This window comes from Rahnella variigena (assembly GCF_003610915.1).
Taxonomy (GTDB): Bacteria; Pseudomonadota; Gammaproteobacteria; order Enterobacterales; family Enterobacteriaceae; genus Rahnella; species Rahnella variigena.
On record NZ_NSDJ01000001.1, the window covers coordinates 1,525,084 to 1,539,826 of the forward strand.

15 protein-coding genes are annotated in these 14,743 nt (G+C 51.5%); 5 read left to right on the top strand and 10 right to left on the bottom strand.

Going from position 1 to position 14,743, the window contains the following annotated elements; genetic code table 11:
• Positions 1-51: 51 nt before the first annotated feature.
• Positions 52-453 carry an 8-oxo-dGTP diphosphatase MutT gene (gene mutT, locus CKQ54_RS06985; RefSeq protein ID WP_120162000.1) on the top strand — a complete coding sequence of 134 codons (402 nt, stop codon included), beginning with the start codon at positions 52-54 and terminating at the stop codon, positions 451-453.
• Positions 454-524: 71 nt separating this feature from the next.
• On the opposite strand, the gene yacG is transcribed toward mutT, so the two are convergent.
• From yacG to coaE, 3 genes are read right to left on the bottom strand one after another with little or no spacing between them, the layout of a single operon-like run.
• Complete coding sequence (yacG, locus tag CKQ54_RS06990; protein WP_112286938.1) at positions 525-722, bottom strand: DNA gyrase inhibitor YacG; 198 nt, start codon at positions 720-722, stop codon at positions 525-527.
• A 9-nt stretch (positions 723-731) separates the two neighbouring features.
• Entirely contained in the window at positions 732-1,484 is a 753-nt protein-coding gene (zapD, locus tag CKQ54_RS06995; RefSeq protein WP_120161919.1) for a cell division protein ZapD, read from the bottom strand.
• The gene (gene coaE, locus CKQ54_RS07000; RefSeq protein WP_120161918.1) at positions 1,477-2,106 is read right to left on the bottom strand and encodes a dephospho-CoA kinase; all 630 of its coding nucleotides are present in this window, start codon (positions 2,104-2,106) and stop codon (positions 1,477-1,479) included. The genes zapD and coaE overlap by 8 nt, the downstream gene beginning before the upstream one ends.
• Positions 2,107-2,347: 241 nt before the next feature.
• Between coaE and CKQ54_RS07005 the strand changes: the two genes are divergently transcribed.
• Positions 2,348-3,391 (top strand): GMP reductase, encoded by a 1,044-nt coding sequence (locus CKQ54_RS07005; RefSeq protein ID WP_112286935.1) that lies wholly within the window; start codon positions 2,348-2,350, stop codon positions 3,389-3,391.
• 67 nt (positions 3,392-3,458) lie between these two features.
• On the opposite strand, the gene hofC is transcribed toward CKQ54_RS07005, so the two are convergent.
• The 4 genes from hofC to nadC all read right to left on the bottom strand — a co-directional run bounded on the left by hofC (position 3,459) and on the right by nadC (position 7,800).
• A complete protein-coding gene (gene hofC, locus CKQ54_RS07010) occupies positions 3,459-4,679 on the bottom strand; it encodes a protein transport protein HofC (protein ID WP_120161917.1) in 1,221 nt (406 codons plus the stop codon).
• The gene (gene gspE / locus CKQ54_RS07015) at positions 4,676-6,169 is read right to left on the bottom strand and encodes a type II secretion system protein GspE (protein WP_120161916.1); all 1,494 of its coding nucleotides are present in this window, start codon (positions 6,167-6,169) and stop codon (positions 4,676-4,678) included. Before gspE ends, hofC begins: the two co-directional genes overlap by 4 nt.
• Positions 6,166-6,615, bottom strand: a complete 450-nt coding sequence (gene ppdD / locus CKQ54_RS07020; RefSeq protein WP_120161915.1) for a prepilin peptidase-dependent pilin — start codon at positions 6,613-6,615, stop codon at positions 6,166-6,168. Before ppdD ends, gspE begins: the two co-directional genes overlap by 4 nt.
• A gap of 291 nt (positions 6,616-6,906) precedes the next feature.
• On the bottom strand, positions 6,907-7,800 hold the full coding sequence (gene nadC / locus CKQ54_RS07025) for a carboxylating nicotinate-nucleotide diphosphorylase (protein WP_120161914.1): 894 nt from the start codon (positions 7,798-7,800) through the stop codon (positions 6,907-6,909).
• A 94-nt stretch (positions 7,801-7,894) separates the two neighbouring features.
• On the opposite strand from nadC, the gene ampD reads away from it, so the two are divergent.
• Both ampD and ampE read left to right on the top strand, forming a co-directional pair.
• Complete coding sequence (gene ampD, locus CKQ54_RS07030) at positions 7,895-8,467, top strand: 1,6-anhydro-N-acetylmuramyl-L-alanine amidase AmpD (protein ID WP_120161913.1); 573 nt, start codon at positions 7,895-7,897, stop codon at positions 8,465-8,467.
• Positions 8,468-8,527: 60 nt separating this feature from the next.
• Positions 8,528-9,382, top strand: a complete 855-nt coding sequence (gene ampE / locus CKQ54_RS07035) for a beta-lactamase regulator AmpE (protein ID WP_120161912.1) — start codon at positions 8,528-8,530, stop codon at positions 9,380-9,382.
• A 69-nt stretch (positions 9,383-9,451) separates the two neighbouring features.
• On the opposite strand, the gene CKQ54_RS07040 is transcribed toward ampE, so the two are convergent.
• The 3 genes from CKQ54_RS07040 to aroP all read right to left on the bottom strand — a co-directional run bounded on the left by CKQ54_RS07040 (position 9,452) and on the right by aroP (position 13,448).
• Positions 9,452-10,429 carry a glycoside hydrolase family 43 protein gene (locus tag CKQ54_RS07040; RefSeq protein WP_120161911.1) on the bottom strand — a complete coding sequence of 326 codons (978 nt, stop codon included), beginning with the start codon at positions 10,427-10,429 and terminating at the stop codon, positions 9,452-9,454.
• Complete coding sequence (locus CKQ54_RS07045) at positions 10,422-11,864, bottom strand: glycoside-pentoside-hexuronide (GPH):cation symporter (protein ID WP_120161910.1); 1,443 nt, start codon at positions 11,862-11,864, stop codon at positions 10,422-10,424. Before CKQ54_RS07045 ends, CKQ54_RS07040 begins: the two co-directional genes overlap by 8 nt.
• Positions 11,865-12,077: 213 nt before the next feature.
• Entirely contained in the window at positions 12,078-13,448 is a 1,371-nt protein-coding gene (aroP, locus tag CKQ54_RS07050) for an aromatic amino acid transporter AroP (RefSeq protein ID WP_112286926.1), read from the bottom strand.
• 428 nt (positions 13,449-13,876) lie between these two features.
• Between aroP and pdhR the strand changes: the two genes are divergently transcribed.
• Complete coding sequence (gene pdhR, locus CKQ54_RS07055; protein WP_112286925.1) at positions 13,877-14,647, top strand: pyruvate dehydrogenase complex transcriptional repressor PdhR; 771 nt, start codon at positions 13,877-13,879, stop codon at positions 14,645-14,647.
• The last annotated feature ends 96 nt before the right edge of the window (positions 14,648-14,743 follow it).

Genomic DNA, 14,743 nt, shown 5'->3' on the forward strand with positions numbered 1-14,743 from the left:
TCTAAAAGTTCGTACAGGACAGTCTTTGCAGTCAGCGGATAGGTGGATACTGTGACGCTTAAACAACTGAATATCTCAGTCGGCATTATTCGTAATGCTCAGAAAGAAATCTTTATTACTCAGCGCGATGCGTCATCGCATATGGCAGGTTTCTGGGAGTTTCCCGGCGGGAAAATTGAAGCAGGTGAAACGCCGGATCAGGCAGTGATCCGCGAATTGCAGGAAGAAGTTGGAATCGATGCGCAATCACCGGTACTGCTGAAAACGCTGGAGCATCGTTTCCCCGACCGCATCATCACGTTGCATTTCTTCCTGGTGGAAGAGTGGCAAGGTGAACCTTATGGCAAAGAAGGGCAGCCTAAACGCTGGGTTGCACAGTCTGATTTGAAAGAGGAAGAGTTTCCTCCGGCTAATGAAGCCATCGTAACAGCCCTTAAAAACAATCAGTACTGATGACGCATTTGTTGTGGATGACATGATCAAAAAAGGGGCCAAAGCCCCTTTTTGCGTACTCATGATCTGACTTAAATCTCTTCTTCACTCCAGTCGTCCAGGTCATTTACATCGCCTTTACTCGGGATGCGTTTCTCTTCATCGGCCCATTCACCGAGATCAATCAACTGGCAGCGCTTGGAACAAAAAGGGCGGAAAGGGCTCTGTTCGCCCCAAACCACCGTTTTGCCACACGTCGGGCAATTTACTTCAATAATTTCAGGATCCATGTGCAACTCCTAGCAGCAGGCAAGTTCGAAATTCAGTCGCGCGGGAACCACGCCATGTTCGCTGTCCAGAGGTAAAAAGCGAATGGCATAACGGGTTTTATGCCCGGATACTTGCGGATAAAGTTGGTTTTCCATCGAGAGGCGCAATCGTAACAGATCTGCGCCTTCTGCGTTGTCCTGGAAAAAACCATTCAGGCTGATCTGATTACGAAACGCGCCAGACTGGCGGATCAGCCCCAAAACCATAGTGAGTGAGTTATTCAGCGGGGCGAGCGTTTCGAGCCAGTTTTTCACTTCGCTGTCACGCTGGGACTGAGCCAGATGCAGCCATATGTGCAGCGTCGGGAGATCAAAACTACAGCAGCCACCCGGAATACTCAGACGCTGGCGGACCAGAGCAATCAGGCGATCTTCCTTCAGCGCCTGTCCGATGCGTGGGGCTTTCATCAGCACGGAGGCGCACTGTTTGAGCTCGCTACGCAGGCCGTCAACTCTTGAAAGATCCACGCCCGGAACGTCTTTCCACTGGGATAATTTTTGTTGCTGACGTTCCAGTTCTTTCAGTAAATCAGTACGGACTTCTCCGCGCTCCAGTACGTCGAGCAAATCAGATACGGTACGGAAAAATAACAGGGCAGAAGCAATGGAAGTGATTTGTGCATTAGAGTGCATCTGTTGCAACAAAAACTCGATACGCAGCCAGGTGCGCATCTTCTCATTCAGGGGATGTTCAAAAAGAACGGTTGCAGCTACATCAGTCATGCTTGGCAATATCCTGTCTGTTTACTGATGCCGCAAATTCCAGATAGCGGCAATGTAATAAGGCAACACGCGGTTCGATGGATTTCGGGTCACCGCTGTTATCAATGATGTCATCCGCACAGGCCAGCCGCTTTTCACGACTTACCTGCGCAGCAATAATATTTTCTGCCTGCTGACGACTAATTCTGTCGCGAAGTAGGGTGCGTGAAAGCTGAAGCTGAGGCTCAACATCCACTACCAGTACGCGATTTGCCCGCGTCTGTAATCCATTTTCAATCAGCAATGGAACAACCCAGAGCACATAAGGCGTATCGGCCTGTGCAAAAAGCTGCTGTGTTCTGGCATGAATGATGGGGTGCAGTAACTGGTTAACCCATTCTTTATCAGGCGGATAACTGAAAATCTTTTCCCGCAGAGCCGGGCGGTTCAGTGAGCCATCGGCAAGAATAATTTCGTTACCAAATCGCTGATGGAGCTGATCCAGCGCAGGTTCTCCCGGCGCTACTACCTGACGGGCGATAATATCGGCATCGACAATGTTTACACCGTGGCGGGCGAAACTTTCGGCAACTGTACTTTTGCCACTCCCGATACCTCCGGTCAATGCAACGATATAGCTCATGCGGATGCTCTGATAAAATTAGACAGGTAAATGATAAAGAGATTGTGATTAAGTGCAAGCCGTCGTCGTCCCGCTTTTCATGCGAAAATTATTCAGCAGCACAATCAAAAGTCTGTGATGTGAGTTGCAAAAGCCATCTTGCCGTTGTCATTTTCCTGTGTATGATAAAACCACTGGAAAGGGTGTCTAAAAATTTGCTGTACACCCTAGCGACCCGTCGCCAAACCAGGACAAACCCGTCATGCGTATTGAAGAAGATTTGAAGTTAGGTTTTAAAGACGTACTTATCCGCCCTAAACGTTCTACTCTCAAAAGTCGTTCCGAAGTCGAACTGGAACGCACATTCACATTCAAACACTCTGGTATCAGCTGGTCTGGCACACCGATCATTGCCGCGAACATGGACACCGTCGGAACATTCCGTATGGCCACCGTTCTGGCTTCTTTCGGTCTTTTGACGGCGGTACATAAGCATTACACCGTAGAACAGTGGCAGGCATTTATCACGTCTTCGGATGAATCCGTCCTGCGCAATGTGATGGTGTCGACCGGAACATCAGAAGCGGATTTCGTTAAAACCCTGCAAATTCTGGCTCTTTCCCCGCTGTTGAAATTTGTTTGTCTGGATGTGGCGAACGGATACTCCGAGCATTTTGTCGGTTTCCTGCAACGTGTTCGTGAAGCCTGTCCGGATAAAGTGATCTGTGCCGGTAACGTGGTCACCGGCGAAATGGTAGAAGAGCTGATCCTTTCAGGTGCAGATATCGTTAAAGTCGGTATAGGTCCAGGGTCTGTCTGTACCACTCGCGTGAAAACCGGTGTGGGTTATCCGCAGCTTTCTGCGGTTATCGAATGTGCAGATGCGGCGCACGGTCTGGGCGGACAGATTGTCAGTGATGGCGGCTGTGCGGTTCCTGGCGATGTGGCAAAAGCCTTCGGCGGCGGCGCTGATTTCGTCATGCTTGGCGGTATGCTGGCTGCGCATGACGAATGTGAAGGTACAGTCGTTGAAGAAAATGGCGAAAAATTCATGCTTTTCTATGGCATGAGTTCAGAATCTGCGATGAAACGTCACGTCGGTGGTGTTGCAGAATACCGTGCGGCAGAAGGTAAAACGGTGAAATTACCTCTGCGTGGTCCGGTTGAAAACACTGTGCGCGATGTCCTCGGTGGCCTGCGTTCTGCCTGTACTTATGTGGGTGCTGAGCGTCTTAAAGAACTGACCAAACGCACGACCTTTATCCGCGTCGCGGAACAGGAAAACCGTCTGTTCGGCAGTAAATAAGCCGGCAATGGCTGATGCGGCGAGACTCGTTTTCGCCGCTTTCTGCTCCTTAAGCTTTATCCTTTTCCTATCCCATCACTGACCCCAGCTGGAATATCGGCAGATACATTGCAATCACCAGCCCGCCCACAATGACGCCCATTACTGCCATCAGTACCGGCTCAATGGTTTGCGATAACGTATCCGCCAGTGAATTCGCTTTATGATTATGCAGTTGCGCGAGCTTTTGCAGTAACTCATCGAGAGAACCTGACTCCTCACCGATTTTAATCAATTGATGGCATAAGGTCGGAAACAGTGGTGACTGAACAAAAGCTTTGTGTAACGGAACCCCTTGTATGATCTGCTCACGTATCTGGCTCAGCGCGGCCTGAAAATGCAAATTGGATACAGACGCAGAGGCCGCCGCCAGCCCCGCAATTAATGTCATTCCGGCCTGTTGTGTCATGGCCAGTGTCTGAAAAATCTGTCCGAGGCTGCTGTCGGTGACCAGCCGTGAAGTCAGGGGCAACCGCAGCAGAAGCATCTGCTCACGGAGTTTCCAGCGTACGTGCGGATGCATTTTTTGCAGATACCCAAAACAGCAAAACAATAATCCTCCAGCTATCCACGGGCCTGTTGTGATTAATGCTTCTGATGTGTTGATTAACATCTGAGTAAACCACGGTAACTTAGCATCAAAGGATGCATAGATTTTCGCAAACTCAGGCAACACCAGGGTCAGCATCAGCAGGGTAACAATCGTGGCGATCGCACTGACAATCAGCGGATAACGCAGGGCCTTTTTCACCTTATTTCTTAATTCAGCCTGTTGTTCTTGCTGACTTGCCAGTTGCAGGCAGCATTTGTCGAGTTGCCCCGTCAGTTCACCAATCGAAATAATTTGCCGGTAAATATCAGGGAACGTGTCGGGATACTGACCCAGCATCTCTGAAAGAGGCTTTCCCTCACGAACTCCTTTGGCGATATTTAACAGCACGCAGTTCCATGCCGGTTTCGTATGCTCATTGCCCAGCAGCGTCAGGCTATTCATCAGGGGTAATCCGGCCTGCAAAAGTGTCGCCAGCTGTCTGACAAAGGCGACGCGCTCCTGATTTTTCCAACAATTTCCTCTCAGGCGTTGCCTCATCCTGATACTCACCGGCTGTAAGCCAGCAGCAAAAAGCTGCTGGTAGATGATGTCTTTATTTATCTCAATGCTGTTGCCTTGCTGAATGCTTCCCTGGGTATCAACTGCCTGCCATTGATAAAGCCTCCATTTCTTAGAAATAGCCCCGGTTTCGCTCATAAGCCAGTGTCTTCGCCGGTGACCCTGTAAAGCTCCTCAAGCGAGGTAATGCCTTGCTCGACCAGCAACATTCCCGCTTCCTGCAATGTTTTCTGTCCCTGCTCACGGGCGATTTTACTCAGTTCTGTGACGCCCGCTCCGGCGACCAGTGCCTGCTGTAACCGGGGCGTGATATTGAGTATCTCGTAAATTCCCGTACGCCCGTAGTAGCCGGAAAAACATTGATGGCAACCCGCAGCCAACCAAAGTGGCAACGTACCGCTGTGGCCATCCGGGCCTTTTTCGACCAGTGACATATGTGCTTTTCGGCAATGTGGGCAGAGCTTTCGAACCAGCCGCTGTGCAATGACCAGACGTAAACTGGCTGCAATATGAAAACTCTCGATCCCCATTTGCCTGAGACGGGTCAGCGTCTCGCAGGTGGAATTGGTATGCAGGGTGGAAAGCACCATATGCCCGGTCTGCGCAGCTTTTACGGCAATCTCGGCTGTTTCTTTATCCCGGATCTCACCGACCATAATCACGTCAGGATCCTGACGTAATAATGCCCGCAGGACACCGGCAAAACTCAGATCTGTTTTGCTATTGATCTGCGTCTGATTAATACCGCTGACCGGGATCTCAATCGGATCTTCGACGCTGCAGATATTGCGGGTAATGGCATTCAGATGTCGCAGACCCGTGTAGAGCGTGACTGTTTTTCCGCTCCCTGTCGGACCTGTGACCAGAATCAATCCTTGCGGATGTTTAAGCGCGGCCTTGAAATAATCGAGATCACGCGGCGTGAATCCCAGCTGTGACATCGACAGATCCTGCTGCGTCATATGGAGTATCCGCAGCACAATTTTTTCGCCGTGCAGCGTTGGCAGGGACGAGACCCGCATGGAATATCGCTGATTTTGTAACATCACCGAAAGCTGCCCGTCCTGCGGCAATCTGCGTTCTGCCACGTTGAGCTGTCCCATGATTTTGAGGCGTGCACAGATACCGGCGGCCATTGCAAATTCAGGGCCGGGGATTTCTTGTAGTACGCCATCAATCCGGACGCGAACCCGGAAACTGTGCTCAAAAGGTTCAAAGTGAATATCCGATGCGCGGCGGGTGATAGCGTGCCTGAGGATCTGATTAAGTACATTGATCACTGGCGCATCGCTTTGGGCATCCAGTTCATTCTCATCACGAGGTACAGAAGGAGTGAGCTCTTCCTGCGAGACAAATTGTTGCGAGCCCGAATGGCCCTTTTCCATCACCTGTTCCAGCCGCGCCTGTGGCCAGCGTTCAAGCTGGACTTTTAATCCGGTGGCGAAACGCAGCACGTTGCTCAGGGATTCCGTGTCCGCCTCACTTTCATGGCAGGCAACGCGAATTATCTGCGGATCACGATGCAAAATGACGGCTTTATATCGCTGGCACAGGGCTTCAAGCGATGCTTCGCTTTGCTGCCTTTCGCTGTGTACCGGCGAAACAGGAACCAGTGGAGTATCGGTCATTGTGTTGCTCCCTGACTGTCAAAGCGGAATACGCTTTCGCAGGCCTCAACCATCGACGTGTTAGCGGCGTTAGTACAACTGCGATTCCAGACTATCCCTCCGGCCACATTATCGACAACCGGCGTCATGACAACGCTGAGCCCTTCAAGCGCCTGTTGTCCGGTGAGCGAGATGACACCTGTGCTGACTTGCACCTGGCTGACGTAACGGCTGCTGACTGCTGCGGGTATTCCCTGAGTGCCTGCATCGCAACCCGTCAGAGTGCCGGAATCAATCACACACAATTCGACGCCGGTTTTATACGGCACCATGGTTTGCAGCATGTCGGTCATGGCGGCCTTCTGGATATAACTCTGGTAAGCGGGTATGCCGATGGCACTGAGGATCGCAATAATCGCGATCACTACCATCAGTTCAATGAGGGTAAATCCTTGTTGCCGGTGCATGGCGTTCTCCGTTTTGTAAAACTGCTTGAGTAAAGCTCGGGTAGCAAACTAAACGCATAAATAACCAGACTCCAGCCCCATTGTTGGCTTCTCCAGGATGTCTTCCAGGATAAATATGTATGTCAGTCAGGTTGGCAAAACTTTTGCGCGATGCGCCGCAACAATGAAGATGAAATGAAAAAGGGGATAGCAGTCAGACCGGGAGAATGAGAGGGTAATGCGGCAAGATGAAATAGACCGAAAGAAGTCGTGTTGCCCCTGAAAAGGAAGTCAGGGGCAACAGCGTTGCGATTAGCTAAAGCGCATGGAGAGATCCATCGCTCTGACATGTTTTGTCAGCGCGCCGACGGAAATGTAATCCACGCCGGTCTCTGCGAATTCACGCAGTGTTTTTTCCGTGACGTTACCGGAGACTTCCAGCAGTGCTCGGCCGGCAGTCAACGCAACGGCTTCACGCATCATCGGCACGGTAAAGTTATCGAGCATGATAATGTCAGCTTTGGCATCCAGCGCCTGCTGAAGTTCATCAATGGATTCGACCTCCACTTCCACAGGAACGTCGGCATGGATCCACAACGCGCGCTCCACGGCCGCTTTGATTGAGCCACAGGCGATGATGTGATTTTCTTTAATAAGAAATGCGTCAGCCAGACCCAGACGGTGATTGCTTCCGCCACCGCAGAGCACGGCATATTTCAGCGCAGTACGCAGACCCGGCAAGGTTTTGCGGGTGTCCAGCAACTGAGTTTTGGTGCCCTGCAGAATTTTCACATAGTGATTCACTTCGGTTGCCACGCCGGAGAGGGTTTGCACAAAATTCAGCGCGGTGCGTTCGCCGGTCAGCAACATGCGGGCAGAGCCGGAAAGTTCGCATAAGGTCTGGTTTTCAGAAACTGTATCACCGTCTTTAACATGCCATTTAACGGTGATTTTATCCCCGGCCAGTTGCTTAAAGACTTCATCCAGCCAGCGTTGCCCGCAAAAAATACCGGGTTCACGGGTGATGATGGTGGCGGTCGCGTTTTTATCCTGCGGCAATAATTGTGCCGTTAAGTCATTGTTAGCATTAGCTTCGCCGCCGAGGTCTTCGCCCAGGGCTTGAGTCACAAGAGCAGGAATATCATTCTGGATACGTTCGAGTAACTGTGCGCGGCGACTTTCAGGGCTGTAGCTGCGGGTAGACATACAAATACTCCGAAATGGCGGATAAGAAGGACAAAAAAACATGCTACCCTGTTGCTGTGATAAGTACCACACAAGCACATCATTGAGGTCTTTGATGCACTTAGAACAAGGCTGGATAGCCGAAGCCCGGCGGGTCGTTTCTCCCCATTTTGATCTCCGTCCTGACGATGAAATTCCCTCGTTGCTGGTTATCCACAACATCAGTTTGCCGCCCGGAAAATTCGGTGGTCCCTACATTGATCAACTCTTTACCGGTACGCTGAATCCGCAGGACGATCCTTATTTTGAAGGTATTCACCAGTTGCGTGTGGCGGCACATTGCCTGATCCGCCGCGATGGCGAAATTGTTCAATACGTTCCTTTTGATAAACGCGCCTGGCATGCGGGTGTTTCCAGCTGGCAGGGGCGCGAGCGCTGTAATGATTTCTCAATCGGTATCGAGCTGGAGGGCACGGATTTTGAGCCGTTTACTGACGCGCAATATCGCAGCCTGGCCGCTGTTACTGAGTTGTTAATTAAGCACTATCCCATTAATCTTGATGCCATTACCGGACACAGTGATATTGCTCCGGGGCGTAAGACCGATCCCGGCCCTGAATTTGACTGGGCATTTTATCGCAAGCTGATAGCCCTGCCGGTAGGGCAGAATAGCGCTTCTGACCAGTGAGTTACCGCGGTCTCTGGTGCGTGTTTAAGCATGTGATGTGTTGAGAGAGAGTGACAATCGATGACGTTATTTACTTTGCTGCTGGTGCTGGCTTGGGAACGGCTGTTCAAACTGGGTGAACACTGGCAGCTGGACCATCGGTTCGAGGTGATATTTCGCCGCGGGCGGCAGACTTCCTTAGTGAAAACGCTGGCTATCATGGTCATCTGGATGGCGGTGATCTGGGCCGTCTTGCGTGCGCTTCAGGGGATATTCTTTGGCGTACCGACACTGATTTTATGGGTGATTTTGTGTCTGCTGTGCATTGGCGCGGGGATTAAACGTAAGCATTATCGCGCTTATCTTAAGTCAGCCCGTCAGGGGGATGCCGACGCTTGTAAGGAAATGGCCGAAGAACTGGCGCTGATCCACGGTCTGCCAACGGATTGCACAGAAGAAGCCCGTTTGCGGGAACTGCAAAATGCGCTGCTATGGATTAACTATCGCTACTATCTTGGCCCTTTATTCTGGTTTGTGGTGTGTGGTCCCTACGGACCGATAGCATTAGGCGGATACGCGGCTTTACGCGGTTATCAGACCTGGCTGGCGCGCCACATGACGCCTTTGAAACGTGCTCAGTCCGGCGTTGATGCCCTGTTACATATTCTGGACTGGATCCCGGTTCGTCTGGCCGGTGTGGCTTATGCCTTGCTGGGGCACGGCGAGAAGGCTCTGCCGGCCTGGTTCGCCTCGCTGGGTGATATTCACTCGTCGCAGTATCAGGTATTAACCCGTCTGGCGCAGTTCTCGCTGGCGCGTGATCCGCACACCGATCCGGTACAAACGCCTCGTGCAGCCGTCGGGCTGGCGCGTAAAGTGACGATGATTATTCTGGTGGTTGTGGCACTGCTGACGATTTATGGCACCCTGATTTAATCCGCTTATCTGAAAAGAGAGCGCAATTAAAAAAGCCCGGTACATTTACATGTCCGGGCTTTTTGCTTTTTATCCGCGCTGCTTTTGTAAGGTCAGCGGACGGTTATCGGCGGCGGGTTCACCGAAGTCAGGCATCCCATTTTCATCCCAGCGGAAGGTTTTGATGCGCGTATGCCGGTTCGGGTCATACAGCGGATCACCTTCGATTTCCGTGTAATTTCGGGCGTGATATACCAGCACATCTTCGCCCTGTTCGTTGCGGGTAAAGCTGTTGTGGCCGGGGCCGAACTGTTTGTTCTGAGTCTGAGTAGTGAACACCGGATACAGAGATTTATGCCAGCTCGCCGGGTCCATCAGGTTACTGCTGAGATCTGCCCAAAGCAGCCCGATACAATAATTTTCATCGGTGGCGCTGGCGGAATAAGTGATGAAAATCTTATCGCCGTGCGTGATCACGGCGGGGCCTTCGTTAACCCAAAAACCGATGATTTCCCAGTCCAGCTCCGGCTTGCTGAGCATGACAGGCGGTGATTTCAGCGTCCACGGGTTTTCCATTTCAGCCAGATACAAATTCGAGTTTCCGCGAATTGCCGGATCTTTCTGCGCCCACAGATAATAGCTTTTGCCCTGATGCTCAAAGTGCGTGGCATCCAGCGAGAAGCTGTCGATCGGGGTCTGGATCCGGCCTTTCTCCTGCCATTTTCCCGTGAGCGGATCTGCTTCTTCGCACACCAGCGCATACATCCGGTGCTGGAATAATCCGTCCACAATCTCCTGCGACGGCGCAGCGGCGTAATAGATAACCCATTTTCCGTCGATAAAATGCAGTTCCGGTGCCCAGATCAGTGCGCTCATCGGGCCGGTTTCAGGTTTATGCCAGACGATGGTGGCTGGTGCATTGGCAAGTCCGGCCAGCGTTGGCGAGCGGCGGATCTCAAGCCGGTCGTATTCAGGAACCGACGCGATAAAGTAATAATTTCCGTCGCTGTGCAGCCAGATATGCGGGTCTGCACGTTGCTCAATCAGCGGATTAGGGTAATTACTCATGTTTCAGCTCCTTGCTGTTCAGTGAGACGCTGGCGATATCCGCGTCCTGTGCATTTTTCGCATCGTGATATTCATTCAGTTCGCGGTAATTACGGCGGCGAATTTCGAGATCAGCCTGAATGGTACGCATGGTTTCGCGATCCACTTTCAGTAAGCGCACCACACCGGCAGTAATCAGATATCCCACGCCCGGAATGATGGTGAACAGCAGCATAATTCCGTTGATTGCGTGATCACTTTGCTGCGCTGCTCCGGCATTGTAGCCATAAGCTGACAACAGGAATCCGACCATTGCACCGGCTACCGCCAGCCCGCATTTGAGGAAGAACAGGTTGCCGGAGAAGCTGATGCCGGTCACGCGTTTACCGGTTTTCCATTCGCCGTAATCATCCACATCGGCCATCAGCGACCAGTGCAGCGGGGAAGGGAGCTGATGCATGATGTTCAGGATGAAGTACGCCACAAGAATCAGCGTTGTCGCGTGCGGATCGAGGAAATAGAAGCCGCAGGAGAAAATGGTCAGGATAATGTTGGCCCAGAAGAACACTTTCAGTTTGCAGTATTTATCGGTCAGCGGTTTTGCCAGCGCGCTGCCGATCATCATGCCGACCACACCGAGGCTGATAAACATACTGGCAAATGACGTGGATTTTTCCATGACCCAGGTGACGTAATACATGGTGGCTGCCATACGAATGAAGCCCGGACACACGTTACAGAACGTCAGCAGCAGGATGCGCACCCACTGGTCATTTTTCCAGACATCTTTCAGGTCAGATTTTAAGGCATGTTTAGACGGCACCGCTGGCTGGATACGTTCTTTCACTGAGCTGAAGCAGAACAGGAACATAAACAGCGCGATGATCGCCATTACGCCCATCGACATCTGGTAACCCTTGGCTTTGTCCGCGCCACCGAAAAAATCTGCCATTGGCAGCAGGGTGGAAGACAAAATAAGTGTTGCGATGCCCACCATAAAGAAGCGGTAAGACTGGCAGGCAACACGTTCGTGCGGATCGGCAGTAATGACGCCACCGAGCGAGCAATAAGGAATGTTAATGGCTGTGTAAGTCAGGGACATCAGGAAGTAAGTCACAAAAGCATAGATAACCTTGCTGTTGTAGCTCCATTCCGGCGTGGTGAACATCAGCACGCTGAAAAGAACATACGGCACCGAAACCCATAACAAATACGGGCGGAATCGTCCCCAGCGGGTGGTGGTACGGTCGGCAATCGCGCCCATAATCGGGTCGGTGACGGCGTCAATAACGCGCACGGAGAGCAGCAGTATGCCGACCAGCGCCGGGGCTAATCCGAAAACGTCCGTATAAAAATAATTAAGAAACAGCATGATGGCGCCGCCAATCATATTGCACCCCGCATCCCCCATGCCGTACGCCACTTTCTCTTTGAACGACAGCGCGCCTTCCTTCATGGATGTTCTCTCCGCATAGATGTCAAAAGGACAGTTGTTAAAAAACTGTTTGATAGACCAGAGTATTGGCTGAGGAAGGGAATAAGAGTCAGGAGGTAAGAGTCATGAAGATGGACGATTTGGTCATCTCAGAAAAAGTGTGACCTGTATAACAAGACGCCCCGGCAAGTGACTTAACCGGGGCGTCTGAGGATTTTAAATTATGACTCTTGCTTAAGCGTTAACGGACTTCCCGCTTTGCTGATTCTTGATCCAGTAACCAATGCCCAGAACCACCAGCCAGACAGGGATCAGCCATACGGAGATCGCCATGCCCGGAGTAATCGCCATGATCACCAGAATTGCCGCCATAAACAGCAGGCAGATGTAGTTACCCACCGGATACAGCAGCGCTTTAAACTTAGGTTCCACGCCTTCACGACGCTTCGCCTGACGGAATTTAATGTGTGCCAGGCTGATCATCGCCCAGTTGATCACCAGTGCAGAAACCACCAGCGCCATCAGCAGACCAAATGCTTCGGCTGGCATCAGGTAGTTAATCAGAACACACAGGGCAGTAGTGGCCGCAGAGACAAGGATAGACGTCACCGGCACGCCGCGTTTGTCCACTTTCATCAGGGATCTCGGTGCGTTGCCTTGCTGCGCCAGACCAAACAACATGCGGCTGTTACAGTAAACACAGCTGTTGTAGACCGACAGCGCGGCAGTCAGGATCACCACGTTCAGTGCGTTGGCAACCAGTGCATCACCCAGTTCATGGAAGATAAGGACGAACGGACTGGTGTCCGGCCCGACGCGAGTCCACGGCATCAGGGAAAGCAGCACGGCCAGTGAGCCCACATAGAAAATCAGGATGCGGTAGATAACCTGGTTGGTCGCTTTAGGAATGCTGACTTCAGGATTATCGGCTTCTGCCGCTGTAATCCCCACCAGCTCCAGGCCACCGAACGAGAACATAATGATGGCCATCATCATCACCAGCCCGGTCATACCATGCGGCAGGAATCCGCCTTGCTCCCACAGGTTACGTACTGTTGCCTGCGGACCGGCAGTGTCGCTGAACAGCAACCAGCCGCCGAACAGGATCATCGCCACAACCGCAACCACTTTGATGATCGCAAACCAGAATTCCATCTCACCGAAGACTTTAACGTTAGTCAGGTTGATGGCGTTGATCAGCACGAAGAAGGCCGCCGCAGAAACCCAGGTAGGAATTTCCGGCCACCAGAATTGAATGTATTTACCGACTGCGGTCAGTTCTGCCATCGCCACCAGCACGTACAGAACCCAGTAGTTCCAGCCAGAAGCAAAGCCTGCGAACCCACCCCAGTATTTGTAAGCAAAGTGGCTGAATGAGCCCGCAACCGGCTCCTCAACAACCATTTCACCTAACTGGCGCATGATTAAAAAGGCAATAAAACCTGCAATTGCGTAGCCAAGAATAATCCCCGGCCCCGCAGACTGAATGACGGAAGCGCTGCCCAGAAACAGCCCTGTACCGACGGCCCCACCTAGTGCAATCAGCTGAATATGGCGGTTTTTGAGACCACGCTTCAGCTCATCGCCTTGTTGTTGTTCAACCATTTACCTGTCCTCTGTCATTGGGGCAAAACCCATAACATTCTGTGTGTTAGAGAGAATGTAAGGCGATAATTACACTTTTTGTATCTAATTATTTACGGCTGGATTGTACCTAAAACGCAGGATCATCTACCGTTCGCGCAAGAATAATGTTATGCGCAAAAGTTTGCACGGGGTTTATGCATCATCTGCATAACAAATAGCCAAATTGACTGTAAATTTGTTCAGGATCTAAAAAATGTGATCCGTGACTGGGTAAAAAACATAAATGATAAAAATTTGTTAAATTGTGCGGGGTCGACGCATTTACTGGGTAGCCATATGGACACAAGGTGAATACTTTGTTACTTTACGGCCACGTTTTTTAAATTGGTATTACCAATTGACTCCGGCAACTTACAGAGTCGCTACTCGCAGAGAACAGCACATATATGGCTTACAGCAAAATCCGACAGCCTAAGTTATCCGATGTGATCGAGCAGCAACTTGAGTTCCTGATCCTCGAAGGCACTTTGAGACCCGGGGAAAAGCTTCCGCCAGAGCGCGAACTGGCCAAACAGTTTGATGTATCGCGACCTTCTCTCAGAGAGGCAATCCAAAGCCTGGAAGGGAAGGGGCTACTCCTGCGCCGTCAGGGTGGTGGCACTTTCGTACAAAGTAACTTATGGCAAAGCGTGAGTGACCCGCTGGCTGAGTTACTGGCCGACCATCCTGAATCACAATTCGATCTCCTTGAAACACGTCATGCCCTTGAAGGGATCGCTGCCTATTACGCGGCGCTTCGTGGCACAGAGGAGGATTTGCAGCGCATTCGTGATTGTCACGTGGTCATTCAGACCGCACAAGACAGCGGGGACCTGGACGCAGAAGCCGACGCGGTAATGCAGTATCAGGTTGCTGTAACAGAAGCAGCGCATAATGTGGTGCTGCTGCATCTGGTTCGCTGTATGGGACCGATGCTCGAGAAAAATGTTCGACAGAACTTTGAATTGCTTTACTCCCGCCGCGAAATGCTGGCGATGGTAAGCAACCACCGCGCCAGTATTTTCGAGGCGATTGTTGCACGGGAACCAGAAAAAGCGCGTGCCGCATCTCACCGTCACCTGGCGTTCATTGAAGAAGTTTTGCTGGATCTCAGCAGGGAACACACCCGGCGGGATCGGTCTTTACGACGGCTCCAGCAACGAAAAGATGAAAGTTAACCCACGAGGTTAATTTTTAGAGTCTTCATTTGAGGGCTCACGGCAACTACATGACGGGCCTGTCTTCGTGCGCTTTCTCATCACGAGGACCGTTTT

Excerpts from the sequence above, each read along its gene's own strand:
- yacG (WP_112286938.1), bottom strand. The coding sequence starts at position 722 with ATGGATCCTGAAATTATTGAAGTAAATTGCCCGACGTGTGGCAAAACG.
- zapD (WP_120161919.1), bottom strand. The coding sequence starts at position 1,484 with ATGACTGATGTAGCTGCAACCGTTCTTTTTGAACATCCCCTGAATGAG.
- coaE (WP_120161918.1), bottom strand. The coding sequence starts at position 2,106 with ATGAGCTATATCGTTGCATTGACCGGAGGTATCGGGAGTGGCAAAAGT.
- CKQ54_RS07005 (WP_112286935.1), top strand. The coding sequence starts at position 2,348 with ATGCGTATTGAAGAAGATTTGAAGTTAGGTTTTAAAGACGTACTTATC.
- hofC (WP_120161917.1), bottom strand. The coding sequence starts at position 4,679 with ATGAGCGAAACCGGGGCTATTTCTAAGAAATGGAGGCTTTATCAATGG.
- gspE (WP_120161916.1), bottom strand. The coding sequence starts at position 6,169 with ATGACCGATACTCCACTGGTTCCTGTTTCGCCGGTACACAGCGAAAGG.
- ppdD (WP_120161915.1), bottom strand. The coding sequence starts at position 6,615 with ATGCACCGGCAACAAGGATTTACCCTCATTGAACTGATGGTAGTGATC.
- nadC (WP_120161914.1), bottom strand. The coding sequence starts at position 7,800 with ATGTCTACCCGCAGCTACAGCCCTGAAAGTCGCCGCGCACAGTTACTC.
- ampD (WP_120161913.1), top strand. The coding sequence starts at position 7,895 with ATGCACTTAGAACAAGGCTGGATAGCCGAAGCCCGGCGGGTCGTTTCT.
- ampE (WP_120161912.1), top strand. The coding sequence starts at position 8,528 with ATGACGTTATTTACTTTGCTGCTGGTGCTGGCTTGGGAACGGCTGTTC.
- CKQ54_RS07040 (WP_120161911.1), bottom strand. The coding sequence starts at position 10,429 with ATGAGTAATTACCCTAATCCGCTGATTGAGCAACGTGCAGACCCGCAT.
- CKQ54_RS07045 (WP_120161910.1), bottom strand. The coding sequence starts at position 11,864 with ATGAAGGAAGGCGCGCTGTCGTTCAAAGAGAAAGTGGCGTACGGCATG.
- aroP (WP_112286926.1), bottom strand. The coding sequence starts at position 13,448 with ATGGTTGAACAACAACAAGGCGATGAGCTGAAGCGTGGTCTCAAAAAC.
- pdhR (WP_112286925.1), top strand. The coding sequence starts at position 13,877 with ATGGCTTACAGCAAAATCCGACAGCCTAAGTTATCCGATGTGATCGAG.